This window comes from Castellaniella hirudinis (assembly GCF_047468865.1).
GTDB lineage: Bacteria > Pseudomonadota > Gammaproteobacteria > Burkholderiales > Burkholderiaceae_B > Castellaniella > Castellaniella hirudinis_A.
In genome coordinates this window covers 375678-392209 of the sequence record NZ_JBLGTV010000002.1, presented here as the reverse complement: position 1 = coordinate 392209, position 16532 = coordinate 375678, and the positions used below count along the sequence as shown (strand labels likewise).

Sequence of the window (16532 nt, the reverse complement as noted above, 5' to 3'; positions counted from 1 at the left end):
CGGCCTTCCGTCGATCCATACTGGACGTAGTGCCAATCGGCGGCCTGGGCGGCGGTCATGTCCCCGAAAAGCCCCTGTTCAAACGCCGCCCTGACATCCGGGTTGCCGGCGAAATACGAGTTCGCGCCCCCGCCGCCCAGCGCCGCAATGGCCGCCGCCAGCGCCGCCAGCGCTTCGGGCAGAGACATCAGGCTTTCGTTCAGGCCCAGGGCGCTGTCCAACTGGCTTTTTGCCGTGTCCAGGATGTCATCAAGGCGCTGCATCTCAGCGTCCTGCCAGTCCTTGTTCTGCTGCAGCTGGTCTTCCAGGGTCTGCAGCTGGGACTTTTGCGAGCTCAGCTGATCGCCAGCCAGTTCATTGAGATCCTTGACAAGATTCGCGGACTTCAGCTGCGCGGCCTGGAAATCCTCAAACGATTCGTACAGCGCAGCATCGGGACGCTGGATGGCCTGCAGCGCAGCGTCGAAGTCCGGCCCCTCTGGCATCACACCGGTCAATTTTGCGACCGACAGCGCACGGTCGATCCGGTTTTGTGCCCAGATAAATGACGCCTGAGTGTCAATCGTGCGCGTCATGGAATTGAGCGCACTCTGCAGCTTGCCGGTCAGCCCGGTGAGCTCAGAGACAGACGCGGACACGCCCTTCATTGCATCCTGCAGCGCCTTTTGCTGCGCCAATGCCTGGGCGTTGATCGAATCCCGCTCACGCTGGACAGCAGCCTGCAACGCGGAGAATGCGGACTTGGCAACGTCAACCGCTGACATCCCCATCGTGCCCATGACCGCGCCGACCGAATTGGCCAGACCAGCAAATCCGTCCTGGATGCCCAGCAGTGCCGCATAGGCACGCTGACCGGCCTCGGTCGTCAAATCCAGAGAATCCATGATTCCCCGGAACGCGGCCTTCATCTGGTCAGCGTTGTTGGTGACCGCCGGCATGACCAGCCCGACACTCTCGAACACGCGACCCAGGGATTCGATCTGCAGGGCCTGTTTTTCGGCTTCCGTGTAGTAGTTGTCGATGTACGACGCCTGCAGCTGCTGCAGATTCTGCAACCCCCCAGTGAGCTGGATGATGCTCATGTAGGTGTCGAGCGACTGGTTTTTCAGATTCTCGAAGGGCAGCAGCTCCATCGCTGCAGACAATGCCTGCGCGCCGACAATCATGTCATTGATCGTCGCAGCGAGCGTAGCTACACCGGTCTCGTCCAGGCTGCGGATGTCGATGCCGTCCAGCGCCGCGTTGATGGCCCTGGGCATCTCTGCGGCAGCCGCTTGAAACGCTTCCAACATCGTCATCTGCAGGTCAACCTGCAGGCGGGGCAGCACCGGCGCATCCGACCAGCCGCCGTAGCCGAACTGGGTGTCGTCCGAGCTGTGCGGGATGCCGATTTCGCGCCACTGACCGTTCACCAGGACAGCCCCGCCCGAAGATACCCCGTCACCCTTGCCGGTCTGCGAGATATCCGTGCGGGCGCGCAGGCTTTCCAAAGTGGCGTTGACGCCCAGCAGGTTGAAGGTGTTCTCGATCCCGGTGATGGCCGCCCGGGTCATGTCCTCGATGGACGAGTAAAACGCCTCGGATTGCTCGTCTTCGTTGTGTTTGCGGTACAGATCGAGTTCGCCGGTCATCTCGTAGACCGTGCTCTTACCGTGGCGGGTCTGGGGTTCACCGCCGAACATAGAATCCGCAAAGCTGCCAATCAGCCCACCGACAGCCGTGCCGATTCCCGGCATGATATAAGTGCCGATAGCCTGGCCGATGGCGCTGCCGTACTGGCCCTGGATGGCGCTGTAAATGGCGCTGCCATAGCCCAGGATTTGCCCGCCGTACTCGCCCAGGAACTGCCCGGCCTGGGTGCCGCCTGATCCGCCCTGCCCCATAAACGCCGCCGCCTGCGCATCCGTCAGCGCCCCGGTATAGGCGCCACTGCTCAAGCCATAGCCCACGCCGAAATCATTGCCGAACTGCATCATGGACGTGCTGTTTGTCCAGCTGCCCACGCGGCTGATGCCATCGCCCAGGTACTGGCCAATCGAGCTGCCGCCGCCGGGCATGTCGAAGCCCCCGCCCTGCTGCCCCGGCTGCTGATACCCCAGCAGACCGCCCAGCTGCTGCGTGACCATGCCCTGTAGGGCGCCCATCACCGGCTGCACCAGGATTTTCAACGTCAGCGCCTTGAAAATCGACTTGATCAGATCGCGCCCGGACTTGCCGCCCTCGAATAGGGCGTCGGTCAAGGACTGGCCCACCTGGTCGAAGATTTGGCCGATATCCTGCTGCCACTGATTCCATGCAGCCTTTTGTTTCTCCTGAATCTCGGTCTGTTCCAGGGCGACGACGCTGCGCTGGTGGGCCTCGATCAGGTGTTCCAGCGCGGCGATTTTGTCCTTGTCCGTGCCGATGGACTGGGCCGTGGCCAGCTCCGACTGCAACTGCGCAACAGTCAGCCGCTCGACCTGAACCTTGGTCAGCCCGAATTGCCGCGCCAGCTTCTCGTTCTGCCGTGCCTCGTCGTAGGCTGATTTCACCGCCGCGACAGATAGATCAAGCTGCTTTTTCTGCGAAGCAGCCAACATTTGCGATTGTTTAAGCTCGCTTTCGCCTGCTTTCAGTGTGGCAAGCATGACCGTGACCACATCGCGCTGAGATGCAGACAGCTTGAGTTTGCCGCTCGCAAGCTCTTGCGTGATCTTGATCGCCAGCTTGTCCGCTTCAGATGCTTTGTCGCCGGTGGCAATTTCCAGGCGCTGCTGTTCGATCTTGGTTTGTATGGAGGCGATTAGGGTTTGGTATGCGGAGTTCGCCTTTCCTATACCAGCGGGCGGCTCCACTGGAGGCAAGGTCAGATCCAAAAGCGCAACCGCATCAGAGGTGATGTGGATCGTGTTTATCGCCCGGATCGCCGCTTGCTCATACTTATTTCCCTGAAAATTTAATAACCCCTCAAGGGCCGTATTAAATCTCCGTATTTCAGCCTCTCTGGACTTAAGAGCATCCTGGTATTCTTGTTCCAGTTTGGCGGACTGCTCAGGTGCCACCATCTTGCTAATTGCATCTGGTCGGGCCAACCAGGCAAGCGCAACCTTGGTATCCGCAATCACGGCATTAAAGGCATAAATAACAGTACCAATCGAACGAACAACCAGCGCCGCAACATCAGCCACACGAGCCAGGCCCACCATTAGCGCGTCAGTCCATGTCTTAGCCGAGGTATCGCCGGTCAAGTCCTTGATGCCCTGCCACAGGTTGGCCACCTCGGCTTTCAGTTCGTCGGTTACTTTCTTTGCGTCGCCGTATATCTCGTCCCAAACGACGCCGAACGCTCGGGCAGAATCGGCCATCGCGTCGATTACTGGCTGCACGAAACCAAGTTGGTCGCTGAATGCCAAAGCCGCACCGGCGGCCACAGACAGGAGTTTGACAAGCTGCATGCCAGGAATAGCCAACATCGCTGCAGAAAGCGACCACAAGGCGCGCACAGCGGTAGGAATTGCAGTAGCGGCTATAAACAGCAGTGCACGCCCGATGCCGTCAATGTTATTGGCAAGGGCCATTATTCCGGCAGTGAGCGAGCTGACAACACCACTTGCCTGGGCCTGGGTACCGACAAACTCCATGACGGCATTGCGCAACACCGTCATTGCGCCGCTGATCGTGTACATCTCCTTGGCCTGGGTGCGCAGAGATTCCAGGTATGCCGAATCGGATAGGGAATCGGCCAGCACAGAGGCCGTGAGTTTCCCTTGCGCTGCCAGATCCTTCAGGGCGCCGAACGGCACGCCAATAGCATCAGCCACACGACGCATCACATTGGGCGATGCCTCCATCATCGTGCGGAATTCGTCGCCGTCCAGCTTGCCTTTACCGAAGGCCTGGGAAAGCTGCTGCATGGCGCTGGTGGTTTCCGCCACCGATGCCCCGTTGACCTTCAGGGCCAAGGCGACGGTCTCTGTGATATCCGCTATTTTCTGCTGCTGGATGCCGGTATCGCGCAGATTGTTTGAGAATCGTGCGTAGGCTGTGGCCACCCCCTCGATATTGGCCTGGGATGTGGTCGCTATTCGCCGGACATCAGACATTGCCTGCGCCAACTCAGCTTGGCTGCGCGTGGCATTCTTCAATTGCCCATGCAGGTTGATATAGGCGTCCGTCAGTTGCTGTGCTTGTCGCACCAATACGCCGAGGCCAACACCGACCCCAAGCGTACTGAGCGCGCGCTGCACCATGTCGATGTTGCGGCGCATGCTGGACATCGAGCGCTCAACAACGCCTTGGGCGCTACGCATATCGGTACGCAGGCGCGCGATGTTGGCAAGCAGCTCAATCTCAAGAGAGGCAACTTTCATGGATCACCAATAAAAGAGGCCCAGAGCAAAAGCGCTGGACCAGGAATGAAAAAGCCACCCGAAGGTGGCGATATTGCGGATTTGAAAGGTCGTTTAGTTGCTAAACCTTTCTTGGCACTTCAGGTACTGCTGACTCGAAAAATCCTTTATCAAGATATTGCGGCCTTCCTCTGTTTGCATCTGGGGAACCTCATAGGCTTCAAGCGTCATCGGGACAGTGAATTCTGATACAGGGCCATCGTTCTTTGCTCGTTCCATTGCCTCACGAACAGGCATACCCAGTTGCCTTAGCGTCATTACGCTGCCCGCAATCTTTGAAAAGCTCTGGCATGCTTCCAACACCATTACCCTTCGCTCTACATCTGTCTGGGCTATCGCTGACGGTGCAACCAAAACACCCAATGTCGCCAAGATCAAGTTGCGCCAAAAATACAGCCCGACCGTTTGTTTTCTCATGCCGCACCCTCCAATTACGCTCTGTAACTGAAGGGTACTGCAATCACCCCCGCAGCGCCTCCTTCATCCGCTTTGCGGCCACTGCCCGTTGATCTGGCTCATCGACTGGCTCAGGCCGCCACGGTATAGGGCAAGATGGCTGCTTGGCGTCTTCCAGCATGCCGAGATAGACCTTTGATAGGTCATGCAGCATGTGATTTTCCCAAGCAGACAGCTCAATGCCCTTTAACCGCTGCCACGCCTCGATCTCGGTGTATGAAAGCGGGACTGCCCCCATACCACCGAAACCGACAGGCCCCACATCGAAAAGCCATGTGACGAGATAACCAGCATCACAGGGCGGATGTTCCAAGTCCTCGATGCTGTCGCCAATTTCCTCACGGCGAGACATTGGCCGCACAACCGCCCCACGCTTGGTTTTCTGCAGCGCAGGGCGTTCGGGGGCCGCATCAAGCCAAGCGATGAAGCGGACGTATGTCCTTAATTCGTCTCCGAGTTCTTCGTAAAATTTGCGGCGTCGTGGACAAAGGCGTGGACCTGGTCAGCAATAAAGCGCAGCGTCGCGTCGCCATAGACCGCTCGGGCCAGCGCGTCGCCTTCCAGCTTGTCATATTCCAGGTTCTCGAAACGGTCCGTGATCGCCACCAGGAAATCGACACGCCATTCCTTTTGGTCCGCGTTTTTCTTCTTGCCACGCCGACCGGTCACGCTTTCAAGGACGCGCCGGCTGTTTTTGGTCTCAGCCGCTTCAAATTGCTTGCTGCCGGGGCCGTACAGGTGGACCTGAACGGGCTTTTCCTTTTTCGCGTCGGCATAGATCGGATCATCGTTTGCGTCGCACAGGTGCAAGACGGCGGTGGGGATCAGGGCAAGTTTACGGATATCCATGATATTTTTCCTTGTGATTGGGAAGAAAAAGCCCCTGGGGATCAGTCCAGGGGCCGGGGCTACAACGAGCACCAAAAGCGGTGCAGGGTTATTCAGGCAAGAACTCGGCGGTAACGGTTACATCGCCGGTCACGTTGACATCGGTGCGGGGATTGGCTTTGACGCCATCGGACCACTGATCAAACACAAAACCGAGATCAGCGACGGCAGCCACAGCAGAACCAGCCCCGCCTTCGTTGACTGTCTGCGGGGATACGCCGATCAGGGAGCCGTCAGCGCCAGCCGTATAGGTCAGCGTGAACGAGACGGGGGAATCAGGCCCGGCCTCGACCACGCCGACACCGTCTTTGCTGGTGGTGATTTCCAGATCCATGCTGGCACCCAGAACAGTGTCCACAGTGGAGGCTTGTTTTTGATACGACATCACCAGCGCCGGGAAGTAATCCTTGCTGCCATCCGGGTAGGTGACGCAGAAGCTGTATTCATCGTCTGAGTTCAGCGCCTGCTTGGCCAGGATTTGACCGGCATCATCGTCATCCAGCAGCATCTGGATGGACTTGGTGCCTTCGTTGAAAGACCCCTTGAATTTACGCGTTCCGCGCGTGGCGAGAATGTTGGCGGTCACGGCCTGGTAGACCCGGCCATGCGTGCCAGCGTCTGTAATTTCACCAATGGGGGTGTAGTTCAGGGCACCATAGCCGACGGCATCATACGTCGCCGGTTTTTGTGCGGAAAGGCCGATCTGTGTACCGGCTGCGGTAGAGGCTGCCATGTGTGGCTCCTAAAAGAAAAAGCCACCCGAAGGTGGCAGACGTAAAAACAAGGTTGGTTGAGTTACTGCAAATAGGTCACGTGGTAATCACGCGACCGGATGAAAATCTGTGGCTTGGGTATTTCCAGATCTGGCCCAACAGTGCTGGGCACGATGGATTGAACATTCAGGTCAGCAATCAGCCCGCGCGTGTTCGGTAGGGCGCGGTGCACAAGGTCCATGACTGCATCGAGGCTCGGATAAGTGGCCGCGTACACGGTTACCTGAATGCGTTCGCGCACCAGGCGCTGAGGCTCATGCATGCCCAGCGTGTTCTGCGGGATACCAGAAACTGTGGTGATGCCGATGGCCGGCAGCGCAACTTCCAGCGGCACCGCGCCAATGAAGACGCGTGCGGCAGGCACAGCAGTCGTCAGGATGGCATTGCCCGCCAGCAGGCTGCGAATCACAGGCACGGCGCTCATTGATCACCTACCTCAGGGGCGTCAGGCGTGCTGATGCCTTCCTTGGTCAGACGCTTGCGAATCTGGTTGCCAATTGCCTGAATGGCTTCGCCGGTTTTCTCATCGACAGCAGGCCGCATAAATGGTTTCGGTGCGGCGCCAGGGTGAAGCACCGATGCGCCAGCAAATCTGCCATCGATCACCAGGCTGCCGCGCGCGACCATTTTGTTGACTGTGCCCACGCTGACCTTTTTCGGGCCTCTGCGCGTCTTGCGTGTGGGTTTCGCTTCTTCGCTGACCTTGATGAAGTGCTGGGCGGTGCCAAATTCCACCATGTGGGCATAAAACGCGTTCACTTTCACGCTGGCCGCCACCTGGCCGCCCTTGGCGCTGCCGCTGACTCTCACGCTTTTGGCCAGGTCGCCAGACACGTTGCGGACATTCTCCTGGGCCGCCTTTTTGATGGCGTTGGCCCCCTGGCGTAGGGCAGAGCGCATGATGTTGCGCTCGACCTTTGCGGGCAGGGTGTCCAGAAATTTCTGCAGTTCAGCGCCGCCCTTGAAAGCATTCAGTGATGTGGCCATTACGCACCCCCCTGGGTTGAATATTCTTCGCACATGATCTCGATCCCCTGGCGGTTGCCCAGAATGGCCGGGCCGCCGATGATCTGCAGTGTGCGGTCGTCGGCGCCATGGACGATGACGCGCATGGCCGAGGTAATGCCAGGCCGGTAGCGAAATCGGACACGCGTGCGGTTGGCGGCAATCGCAAAGCCCTGCTCGACCGATTCAGCCCTGCTTGGTAGTGAATCTTGGACGTTGGCCGCGATGCGGGAATGGACAGCCACCCACGCGGCGGGCTGCGGGCCGTACTTGGGGTCAATAACGACGGTTTCAGCCTCAATGCTGATGCGATCGCGTAGGGTGCCGATGTTCATAGGTAAACCCGATAAGCATCTAGCAGCCGGTCTATACCCGGAATACTCGACACAGAAACGCCAGTCACGACCGCCTGACGATGCTCATAGAGCGTGCCAATCCGAATCAGCATCCAGGATTTGATGGCCTGCGGCACGTCTGACGCGGACGCATAGCCAGCCTGGTACCGGATCAGCACAGAACTGACTTGATCGCGAGCCTGCGGCCAGCTTGTGCCAAACGCAGGCACAAGACTGGCTGCCTGGCCATGATCATTGACGGCGTAAGCACTGCTATCCAACACCTGCATTACGCCACCACCATCAACATAAGAAACGCTTGTGACTGATGTGAGCGGCGGGCGTGGTAGCTGGATTTCAGGCGCAAAATCATCCAGCGAAAGCTCCAGCGTTTGCGGCATGAGCGCGCGGCCGGTCATATGCTCCGCGCCTTGGCGGGCAGCCACGATCAGCGACGTTATAAGCGCGTTCTCGTCGTTGCCGTCTACTCGCAGATGCAGCTTGGCCTCTGTGAGCGTGACAGGCTCAGTGGCGGGCGGCGTAATGACTTTTAGCGACATTCGATAGTCTCAAATGATGGGGCGACCCGAGAGCCGCCCCTGTTGCTTTAGACCGTTCCAGCCAGCGACAAGTCGCCCTTGACGATCACCGCGCCAGCGGCAATCGAGGTGCCGCTGTTCTTGGTGATGACCACGCGCACGTAGCGCTTGCCGCCGCGATAGCCGACCGCATACGAGGTGTCAGCCGTCAGGGTGGCAGGGAAGGCGCCCAGCAGGTCGTCCCCGCTGGCAGCGGCATCGCCGGACAGGTCGGAAGCATCGCCGTGGCGCAGGCTGATGGTGTAGTCACCGGAGCCAACGATGGCGCCCGTGTTCACGATGACCGTGGCAGAGCCAGCGCCCTGCAGGTCGATGATGGCTGCGTCTGCCTTGGTGGCAGCGTGCACCGCAGGAGCCAGGGCGGACACAACTGCGATGTTGTTTTTCAGATCGCTCATGATCTATCCTTTATCAAAAGAATCGAAAGGCCCCGAAGGGCCATTCCATTAGGCTGAGAACTTCAGGAACTTGACCGCCTCGAAGTTGATCGCGCCGCCGCCCGTGCGCTTCGTGGAGTAGAAGCGGATATAGGGTTTCGCGGTGTACGGATCGCGCAGAGTCCGCACGCCGATGCGGTCAACGATGGTGTACGCTTCCTTGAAGTCGCCAAACGCCAGGGACAGGGAGCCCGTGCCGATGGCAGGAATGTACTGATCAATGCGGGCGGCATAGCCAAGCAGGCGGTCAGGCTGGCCGGCTTGCAGGCTGGGCTCCCACAGGTAGCGGTCGTCGCTCGTGCCGGTCTTGAGCTTGCGGATCTTGGTGCGAACTTCGCGCCGCATGGCGAAGGTGGCGTTTTGCAGGTACTGGTCCTTAAACGCTCCAATCATGTCCTGCAGTGGGTCAATCTTCGTGGTGTGAAAATCGCCATTTGCGCCGGTCAGGACATGCTCGAACGTGCCCCATGCGCGGGAATCGTCAGAGGTTGCCGCAGTGGGATATGCAGCCAAGCCGCGAGGCTTGCCTACACCGTCGCCAGTCCAGAATGCCGAACCTTCGACGCGGGCGAACTTGTCACCAACCTTGTCAGCCAGCCATGCCTCGACGTTCGTAGCGGAGTCGTCAATCAGCTTCTGGGTGACCTTGGGCTGGGCGTACATTTCGTGAGCCTCGATCCGGTACTTGCCAACTTGCGGCGTATCGGTATCGTTGCGGGCTCCCATTTCCGAGACCCACCCGGCGTCGGCTTCGTCGTTATCAACAATGCCTTCCAGTGCGTCGGTGCTGATGGACAGCACGGTAGCCAATTGACGCATAGTGGATTGCTCGTACACCTTCTTAACCATGCGGCCAACAGTGGTAGGAGGAAGCAGATAGCCGCCGTCAGGATCGGAGCCTGCGGACATGGCCTTACGCTCGTCAGCCGAGAGGCGTTCGATATCGCCGTGGCGAATCAGGCTGAAAAATGCCGACTTGTACTGCGCGTACTGGTCAACAGAAATTTCAGCCGGGATGGCGCGGCCCTTGCTCTGGAAATCAGCGCGAAGCATGGCGTTCCAGCTCTTGGCCTCGGCTTCCAAGTCCTCGCGCTCCTTGTTGCCAGCGCCGGGACGCTGCGAAGCCAGGACGAACTTGTCGAAGTCGGCCTTCAATTCGGCCAGCTTGTCCATGTCCTCGCTGATTTTCGCCAGCTTGGTTTCCAGATCGCCAACAGCCTTACCGTCCGCCTTAGCGGCAATCAGCTCGTCGTTGGTTTTCTTGAATTGCTCCCAGGCGGTGCCCTGGTCTTCGATCACTTTCTTCAGTTCGATCAGATCCATTTGTAGCTCCAATAAAAAAGCCGCCTCAGGGGGCGGCATGCGGTTTGTGACGCTGGTATCAGCGCGGAATAGCTGCGTCTCGGCGTTTGACGGCCTCGAACAGGTCTGCCAACTCTGAACTGCCAGCGTCCCGCATGGCAATCAGGCTTTTAAAGCCCTGGTTGATAACAATCTGGGCTTCACTTCTCGATAGCCCAGCGTCTCGCGTGAGCAATCGTTCAAAATCTCGTTCCGTGAAATCCCCCTTGACCGAGGAAACGCGCGCTTTGCCGTTCATCGGGCGCGTGACCGGGGAAATCTCGATCAGATCAATGCGTTTTAGACGCCGCCGGGGTTCATCAGCATTGGTGCGCGGCTCCCATTCCTTGGCGATATAGCCAATGCTCATGCCATCGATTGCGGGGCGCGGACTCATTTTCATGAGCGTGTACATTTCACGACCGCGCGGCGTGTCGGCAAGCTGCCCTTCCACCTTCAGCCCGTGCCCGTCTTCAGCCAGGTCCGTCCACACGCCGATGGGAGTCATATCTTCGGCGCTCATTTGCCAGCCGCCATGTTGCGACAACATGGCTGGCCAGGATTGGCTGCCGGCCTTCACATCGGCCAGGAACTTTGAAAATGCGCCAGGCTCGATCAGGTCGCCGCCTGCATCCACGTTGCCAAATACGGCACCATAACCAGAAAAGGACATCGTGGATGCTCCTGCCTCATCCGGCGCGAATTTCAGCTCAAGTAGGTTGCACGTCAAGCTCTGCATGTTGATTTTCCTTGGGTGTATTGGTTGTGACTGGCAGCACAGCAGCGCTGCCGCCCATGGGATTCAGGTCTTCCAGGTCGCGCACTTCGTCCTGGGTCATCCAGGCCGGACTGCCACCTGAACCAAGCGCCCTGGCGTGTGCCTCAAAACGCTCTTTGTGTGACCCGCGCATGAGGCCCGCCCCAATAAATTTCACGAAATAGCCGTCATCACACTCTTTATCGGTCAATAACTGGCACTCTGCCGACTGCCCGATGCGCTCATACCACGGGTCCAGTGTGTGCACCTTGTGGGCCAGGAACATCTGCTCAGAACTGGCGTAAGTGGCCGCCTTGTCGTAATAGCCCACCATGATTGGCATGACGCGCAGCGCCCGGCACACTTCTTCGATTTGATGCTTGCGGGTTTCGAGCAGCTGCGCATCGATCCCCGTCATGCTCATTGGATAAAACTTGGCATTTCGATCAAGCAGCCGTGTGCGCCCAAGGTTCGCAATACCATCAAACTCCTTGTCCAGCCAACCCCGCAGCTGCTGGTACTGGGTGGGGTCAAGCTTGCCGTCAACCGAGTAGATGCCCGCCAGCGCCGCCCCAGATTGCTGCATTTTGGCGTGAGAGCCTTCTGTTGCCATGGCCAAGCCAATCGCTTCACGCGCCAGCTTGATAATATCCATGCCCATCACGCCGTCCCAGCTGGGTCCGCGCCAATGCCAGATGGCCGCCTGCGGGAACGCATGCCGCTTGCCATTGGGTGCTGTCACGATATAGGACAGGCTGTAATCGTCGTTTTGCGTGATTTCGACAGGTGCCGTGATGGGGATCAGCTCGCGAATATCACCCCGGATATCACGATTCACAAATGCAATGGCCGTGCCAGTCAGAGCGCAATGGATGGCCATGGTTTCACGCAACTCAAAGCTGGTCATCCAGCTATTGGGTTTGCGGTGCAGAACCCGATACAGCGGATGATCTATGGCTGGCAATTTCTTGTCGCCTTGCTGACGGTATAGCTTGAAGGGTACCTGGGCAATGCCTTCAGAGATGACGCGCACACAAGCCAGGACTGTGGTGACTTCCAGCGCGTTCTTGTGGTTGACCGATGCACCGCTTTTGGTTCCCATCCACCCCCCAAGCGCACGAAACAGGTCAAGCGAACTGCGTACGGAGTCGCCATTACTCGTTTTGCGCTCTGCTACGGACCGGGCAAGCAAACCCATTATTTACCCACCACGCGAGCGCACATAACGCCCGCAGCAAGGGCCAACAAGCCAGCAACCAAATAACCGGCAGGCTCGTAAATGAGCCACGCGCCATAGGAAACGCCAGCAGATCCAGCCAGCATGAGCGCATCAGGCAAAAGCGATGCAAGAAATTTCATTGCGTGGTCTCCCAAAAGGATTTCCCTTCGTCCTCAACCAGGCCGCCCGTGGCAAAAAATGCCATGCCAAGCGCCTGTATACCGTCTATCCGGCCCGTGGCCTTGTGTTTGTCGAACTTGCGATTGCCTGCCGGGTCCTTGGTGATCACGGCGTTGGCTGCGCACATGGTCAGCACCGGGTGATTGCCGTGAGCGATTCGACCATTCAATAGCTCTGATTCCAGCGTATCGATGGCTGGGCTCATGTCCTTGAATCCCTGGCCGCACTCGATCAGCGGCAGATCAATATCGATCCGCCCAAACTCTTTCTTCAGAAAATCAATGCGCCAGCGGTCAAAGGCAATGGACTGCACGTTCAGGCCCGCCAATATCTCAGCAATAGCAGGAGCCACAAACTCGTAATCGACGGTCGCGCCAGGCGTGGCGTTGATAAGCCCTTGCCTTACCCATAAATCGTAGGGCTGCCGGTCCTGCTTGGCCCGCTCATGCAAGCCGCCTTCGGGTGTCCAAAAGTGCGGCACCACATGCCAAACGCCATCCATCCTTCCAATCACCACCAGCGCCGTTAAGTCCTTGCGCGCTGACAAATCCAGACCAGCCCATACCGGCGCATCCCCAAAATCAAACACTTCAACGCCGCACGCATCCCAGACCGACTTGGACACGAACGGTGCCACAACCGATACCCGCTGATTCAGGTACAGGTTGCGAAACGTGTTTTCCGCACTGGGCATGCGCGCCGCCTGCTTGGCCATTTCCTCAAGGTCGCGCAGCGACCGAAAAAGACCAAGCGCCGGGTTGGCATCTTGCCAAGCCTTTCTGTCCATCACATCGGCGTTTTGCTTGGCCGCGTAAACGTGACTGACGATATGCGGGTCCTGGGACTTCTCAGCGTCATCCAGCCAAATACTGAACAGATCGGCATCGCTGGCCGCCTGGGTGCTGATCACGATCAGCAGTGGGTCTTCGTATGCTCCCTGGCTTGTGATAATCGCATCGATAAAATCATCCTGCGGTCCCTTCACTTGCCCGGTTTCGTCCAAAATGGCCAGCACAGGCGAACCGCCGTGTGCCGTCTTGGCTTCTGCTGATAGCGCTTGGTACTCGGTGCCCATGGGCAGCCCAAACAATTGCTTCTTGCTGGGTACGATACGCACCAGATCAGACAGTTCCTGCGAAAGCTGCACCGTCTTGGATGCGTACTTGAAAACCTGCCCGGCCTGGTCTCTGGACAGCGCACCGCTCTGTATGTGCGCGTTCTTCTTCGCCTCTGGCCCCACCAGATGCACCAGCACAATAAAACCAATGGTGGCGGTCTTGGCGTTCTTGCGCGCCTTGGACAAATAGGCCCGACGCGTGCCGTGCGGATTGTCGTACAGCGAGTAAAAAAACTTCTCCTGGAATGGGGCAAGTTTTACGCTTTGGCCAACCAGGTCGCCTTCAGGCACTTTGCAATACCGTTCTATAAAAAGCATGTTGCGTTCGGCGCGCGTGAGCTTTTCGGTGGGCCGACCGCGCCACTTGCGTAGCCTTGGCCTGGGTCCGCATTTAATCGGGCTGCTGGTTGCCACTACTTAACTACCCGAAGCCCTGGGATCAGATCAGCATCCGCTGAGTCGCTTGCATTTTTCGCCTCCGATTCGTTCTTCAATGCCTTGACTGCATCTTCGGATTTACCGACCGTCGCCTCGGCGTGAACGTGCAGCATGCGAGATAACGCCATGGCGCGACGGGTCAGGGTCTCCAGCAGCGTGTGCTTCGGATTGATGATCGGCGTGCCGCGCTCGTTCTTGACGATATCGCCATCGATGCCAATCTCTTTTTGGATGCGCTCGATGTCGGCTTTGGTGCGCGCCAGGTTGGCGGCATTCTCCAGATCGGCGCCGTTCCAGGTGTCCCTCGCGCGTGCGCGCACGATGGAGTCCCAAAAGGGCTGATCACCATCACGCAGAGCAATGTGATCAGGCGGCACAATGGGGCCAGCAGCGGCAGCTTGGGCGGCCTTCACGGCAGCTGTCACACTGTCTGATCGAATTCGTTTCATCGGTTTATTTTCGGTTAGCGCTCAAAGAATGGGTCAGGGGCGGTCTTGGGTTTCGAGCGCTCCAGACTTTTCACCCCCCGGGGTCATTTATTCCAGTGATGCTTCGGGTCCAGCGGCTGGCCGGTCTCGTCGCCGCCGATCCTGACGCCCCTGGCTTCTTCCCTGGCGATGGTGCTGTCGTGGTGGGGCTTGCATACTGCTGCCCAGTTGGATTCATCCCAGAACAGTTTCTGGTCACCCTGGTGCGGGATTACGTGATTGACGACTGTTGCAGCCTCTACCCTGCCGTCCTCTTGGCAATAGATGCACAGTGGATGGTCTTGCAGGTATCGGTCTCGCGCCTTGCGCCATGCTGCGGTGTAGCCGCGCTCATGGGCTGATCGCTTATCAGTGCGCCAGCTGGGTGTACGCAGCCTGGCCATCACACGCCACCGGCGCGCAACCCGCCCGGCGCCGCAATGCGCTTTCGTGTCCAGTCGCTGGCCATCAAGCCCAGCTTGGCCAGGGCAATGAAGAACTTATCCCACTCGCCATCGAAGACCGCGACCCGTTCATCAGTATTGAGCATTGCGGTTTCGTGTTCGATGTACGTCTCTGCATGATCCAGTTGGCCATTCAGATCGGCCACGGTGTCACGCATTTGCTTGACGGTCTCGGCATCCATGCCCAGCTGCTCAGCGTGGTAAATCTTGCGCAGGGCCAGGGCGGTAAGGTCGGCTTGCTTCATGACTTACCCCTGACCGCCCGGTTGAACGGTGCTGAACTTGACGGCATTCGAGAGGCCACCGCCGAAACCCTGCTGGGTCAAGTGCTGATCAATCCGTTCCAGCAATTCCACAATCCGATCCAGGCGTGGGTCGGGCTGCCATTGCAATGCTTCACCCTGGGCGGGCAGATCGGTCACGGTGCTGGCGTGCTCGGAACTCATGGCGGCAAGCTGGCGCTTAATCGGTTCGCTGGCGTTCTCAAACGCGCGGACCATCATCGCCTCAAGGTCTTCGGACAGTTTCGGAAGGGCTGCCACCATATCAGACGCATCGACCGTGATCTTCAGGTCCTTGGCAGGGTTATGGATGCCAGCCTTCAGGGCGGCTTGAAAATGCATGGAGCGACGAAGGTCGGCAATCTCTGCCCGCAGTTCCTCCCAGCTCTTTGCCTCCCTGTTGCCAGCACCAGCCTTGGCCACCAACTCAAACTCGGACAGCGTTTCGAGATCCGTCAGCGAGACAGGCGCGCCCTCGATCACATCAGGGATGCCCGTGCATTCGATCACGGGCGGCTTCCCGGCCTCCATCTTCAGCACCAGTTTCGTGGTCCTGTCAGGAATACCCGGCAGCACACGCCGCAGCACGTTGAACAGGGCTGCGGCGGCGTTGGGGGCTTCAGTGTTGGGCATGGATGGCTCCAATGAAAAGCCCCGCGAATCCTGGGACTCAGCGGGGCAACGAGAAGGCAACAAAAAATCTTGTGCAAATAAGCGTTGTGTATGGTGTGTATTGTGTGTATAATACACACATGGACAGCAAGGAACTCACCAAGCTTCTTGAACGGTCTGGATGGATACTGAGGGGAGTTAAGGGCTCACACCACATTTACCACCACCCAGACCGCCCCGGACACATCAGCGTCCCACACCCTAAAAAGGATCTCGGCATAGGACTTGTGAACAAACTTCTAAAACAAGCTGGACTGAAGTGAAACACAGCCCCGGAGAAATCCGGGGCCTACCTAGCGCCAAATATGGAGTGAACCATGAAATACCCCATCGCCATTGAACCCGGCAGCGACACCCAGGCATGGGGGGTTGTTGTGCCTGATCTTCCCGGCTGCTACTCAGCCGCAGACGACGGAATCGACCAAGCCATAGAAAATGCCAAAGAAGCCATCGAAGCGTGGATTGAGACTGCTATGGATTCTGGTGAGCCAATACCCAAGCCCGGCGATATCGCCTCTCATCAGAACGACCCCGGCTTAAAGGGCTGGATATGGGCCATTGCTGAAATCAATCCTGCCGTCCTCGATGAGACTGCAGAGCGGATAAATATCACCCTCCCTCGGCGCGTTCTCAAGCGTCTGGATGATCGGGCCCGCGCTGCTGGCGAAAGTCGGAGCGGCTTCATTGCTCATCTGGCTATGACGTCTTGACCTGG

At 58.3% G+C, this 16532-nt stretch carries 21 protein-coding genes; 2 read left to right on the top strand and 19 right to left on the bottom strand.

Annotation, left to right across the window (positions count from 1 at the left end; genetic code table 11):
- The 19 genes from ACMHYJ_RS05475 to ACMHYJ_RS05385 all read right to left on the bottom strand — a co-directional run.
- A partial coding sequence (locus tag ACMHYJ_RS05475; RefSeq protein WP_414245192.1) for a tape measure protein occupies window positions 1–4349 on the bottom strand: 4349 nt, incomplete at its 3' end.
- A 93-nt stretch (window positions 4350–4442) separates the two neighbouring features.
- Window positions 4443–4805 (bottom strand): hypothetical protein, encoded by a 363-nt coding sequence (locus tag ACMHYJ_RS05470; protein WP_414245191.1) that lies wholly within the window; start codon window positions 4803–4805, stop codon window positions 4443–4445.
- A 43-nt stretch (window positions 4806–4848) separates the two neighbouring features.
- Entirely contained in the window at window positions 4849–5196 is a 348-nt protein-coding gene (locus ACMHYJ_RS05465) for a hypothetical protein (RefSeq protein ID WP_414245190.1), read from the bottom strand.
- 89 nt (window positions 5197–5285) lie between these two features.
- Window positions 5286–5693, bottom strand: a complete 408-nt coding sequence (locus ACMHYJ_RS05460) for a hypothetical protein (RefSeq protein WP_414245189.1) — start codon at window positions 5691–5693, stop codon at window positions 5286–5288.
- A gap of 88 nt (window positions 5694–5781) precedes the next feature.
- Window positions 5782–6465, bottom strand: coding sequence for an InlB B-repeat-containing protein (locus tag ACMHYJ_RS05455; protein ID WP_414245188.1), 684 nt, complete (start codon window positions 6463–6465; stop codon window positions 5782–5784).
- 62 nt (window positions 6466–6527) lie between these two features.
- Window positions 6528–6929 carry a tail completion protein gp17 gene (gene gp17, locus ACMHYJ_RS05450; protein ID WP_414245187.1) on the bottom strand — a complete coding sequence of 134 codons (402 nt, stop codon included), beginning with the start codon at window positions 6927–6929 and terminating at the stop codon, window positions 6528–6530.
- Window positions 6926–7492, bottom strand: a complete 567-nt coding sequence (locus ACMHYJ_RS05445) for an HK97-gp10 family putative phage morphogenesis protein (protein WP_414245186.1) — start codon at window positions 7490–7492, stop codon at window positions 6926–6928. Before ACMHYJ_RS05445 ends, gp17 begins: the two co-directional genes overlap by 4 nt.
- Window positions 7492–7845, bottom strand: a complete 354-nt coding sequence (locus ACMHYJ_RS05440; protein ID WP_414245185.1) for a head-tail adaptor protein — start codon at window positions 7843–7845, stop codon at window positions 7492–7494. Before ACMHYJ_RS05440 ends, ACMHYJ_RS05445 begins: the two co-directional genes overlap by 1 nt.
- On the bottom strand, window positions 7842–8405 hold the full coding sequence (locus tag ACMHYJ_RS05435) for a head-tail connector protein (protein WP_414245184.1): 564 nt from the start codon (window positions 8403–8405) through the stop codon (window positions 7842–7844). The genes ACMHYJ_RS05440 and ACMHYJ_RS05435 overlap by 4 nt, the downstream gene beginning before the upstream one ends.
- A gap of 47 nt (window positions 8406–8452) precedes the next feature.
- Entirely contained in the window at window positions 8453–8842 is a 390-nt protein-coding gene (locus ACMHYJ_RS05430) for a hypothetical protein (RefSeq protein WP_414245183.1), read from the bottom strand.
- 48 nt (window positions 8843–8890) lie between these two features.
- Complete coding sequence (locus tag ACMHYJ_RS05425; RefSeq protein WP_414245182.1) at window positions 8891–10204, bottom strand: phage major capsid protein; 1314 nt, start codon at window positions 10202–10204, stop codon at window positions 8891–8893.
- Between the two features lie 58 nt (window positions 10205–10262).
- Window positions 10263–10961: an HK97 family phage prohead protease gene (locus ACMHYJ_RS05420; RefSeq protein WP_414245181.1), complete on the bottom strand. Its 699-nt coding sequence runs from the start codon at window positions 10959–10961 to the stop codon at window positions 10263–10265.
- Window positions 10933–12081: a phage portal protein gene (locus ACMHYJ_RS05415; protein ID WP_414245180.1), complete on the bottom strand. Its 1149-nt coding sequence runs from the start codon at window positions 12079–12081 to the stop codon at window positions 10933–10935. The genes ACMHYJ_RS05420 and ACMHYJ_RS05415 overlap by 29 nt, the downstream gene beginning before the upstream one ends.
- 95 nt (window positions 12082–12176) lie before the next feature.
- Window positions 12177–12338 (bottom strand): hypothetical protein, encoded by a 162-nt coding sequence (locus ACMHYJ_RS05410; RefSeq protein ID WP_414245179.1) that lies wholly within the window; start codon window positions 12336–12338, stop codon window positions 12177–12179.
- Window positions 12335–13813 carry a terminase large subunit gene (locus ACMHYJ_RS05405; RefSeq protein WP_414245178.1) on the bottom strand — a complete coding sequence of 493 codons (1479 nt, stop codon included), beginning with the start codon at window positions 13811–13813 and terminating at the stop codon, window positions 12335–12337. The genes ACMHYJ_RS05410 and ACMHYJ_RS05405 overlap by 4 nt, the downstream gene beginning before the upstream one ends.
- 95 nt (window positions 13814–13908) lie before the next feature.
- A complete protein-coding gene (locus ACMHYJ_RS05400; protein WP_414245177.1) occupies window positions 13909–14382 on the bottom strand; it encodes a TerS protein in 474 nt (157 codons plus the stop codon).
- Window positions 14383–14465: 83 nt separating this feature from the next.
- Window positions 14466–14804, bottom strand: coding sequence for an HNH endonuclease signature motif containing protein (locus ACMHYJ_RS05395; protein ID WP_414245176.1), 339 nt, complete (start codon window positions 14802–14804; stop codon window positions 14466–14468).
- On the bottom strand, window positions 14804–15109 hold the full coding sequence (locus tag ACMHYJ_RS05390) for a hypothetical protein (RefSeq protein ID WP_414245175.1): 306 nt from the start codon (window positions 15107–15109) through the stop codon (window positions 14804–14806). Before ACMHYJ_RS05390 ends, ACMHYJ_RS05395 begins: the two co-directional genes overlap by 1 nt.
- Before the next feature lie 3 nt (window positions 15110–15112).
- On the bottom strand, window positions 15113–15778 hold the full coding sequence (locus ACMHYJ_RS05385; RefSeq protein ID WP_414245174.1) for a hypothetical protein: 666 nt from the start codon (window positions 15776–15778) through the stop codon (window positions 15113–15115).
- Between the two features lie 119 nt (window positions 15779–15897).
- Between ACMHYJ_RS05385 and ACMHYJ_RS05380 the strand changes: the two genes are divergently transcribed.
- Window positions 15898–16080: a type II toxin-antitoxin system HicA family toxin gene (locus tag ACMHYJ_RS05380; RefSeq protein WP_414245206.1), complete on the top strand. Its 183-nt coding sequence runs from the start codon at window positions 15898–15900 to the stop codon at window positions 16078–16080.
- A gap of 54 nt (window positions 16081–16134) precedes the next feature.
- Complete coding sequence (locus ACMHYJ_RS05375) at window positions 16135–16527, top strand: type II toxin-antitoxin system HicB family antitoxin (protein ID WP_414245173.1); 393 nt, start codon at window positions 16135–16137, stop codon at window positions 16525–16527.
- Window positions 16528–16532: the final 5 nt, after the last annotated feature.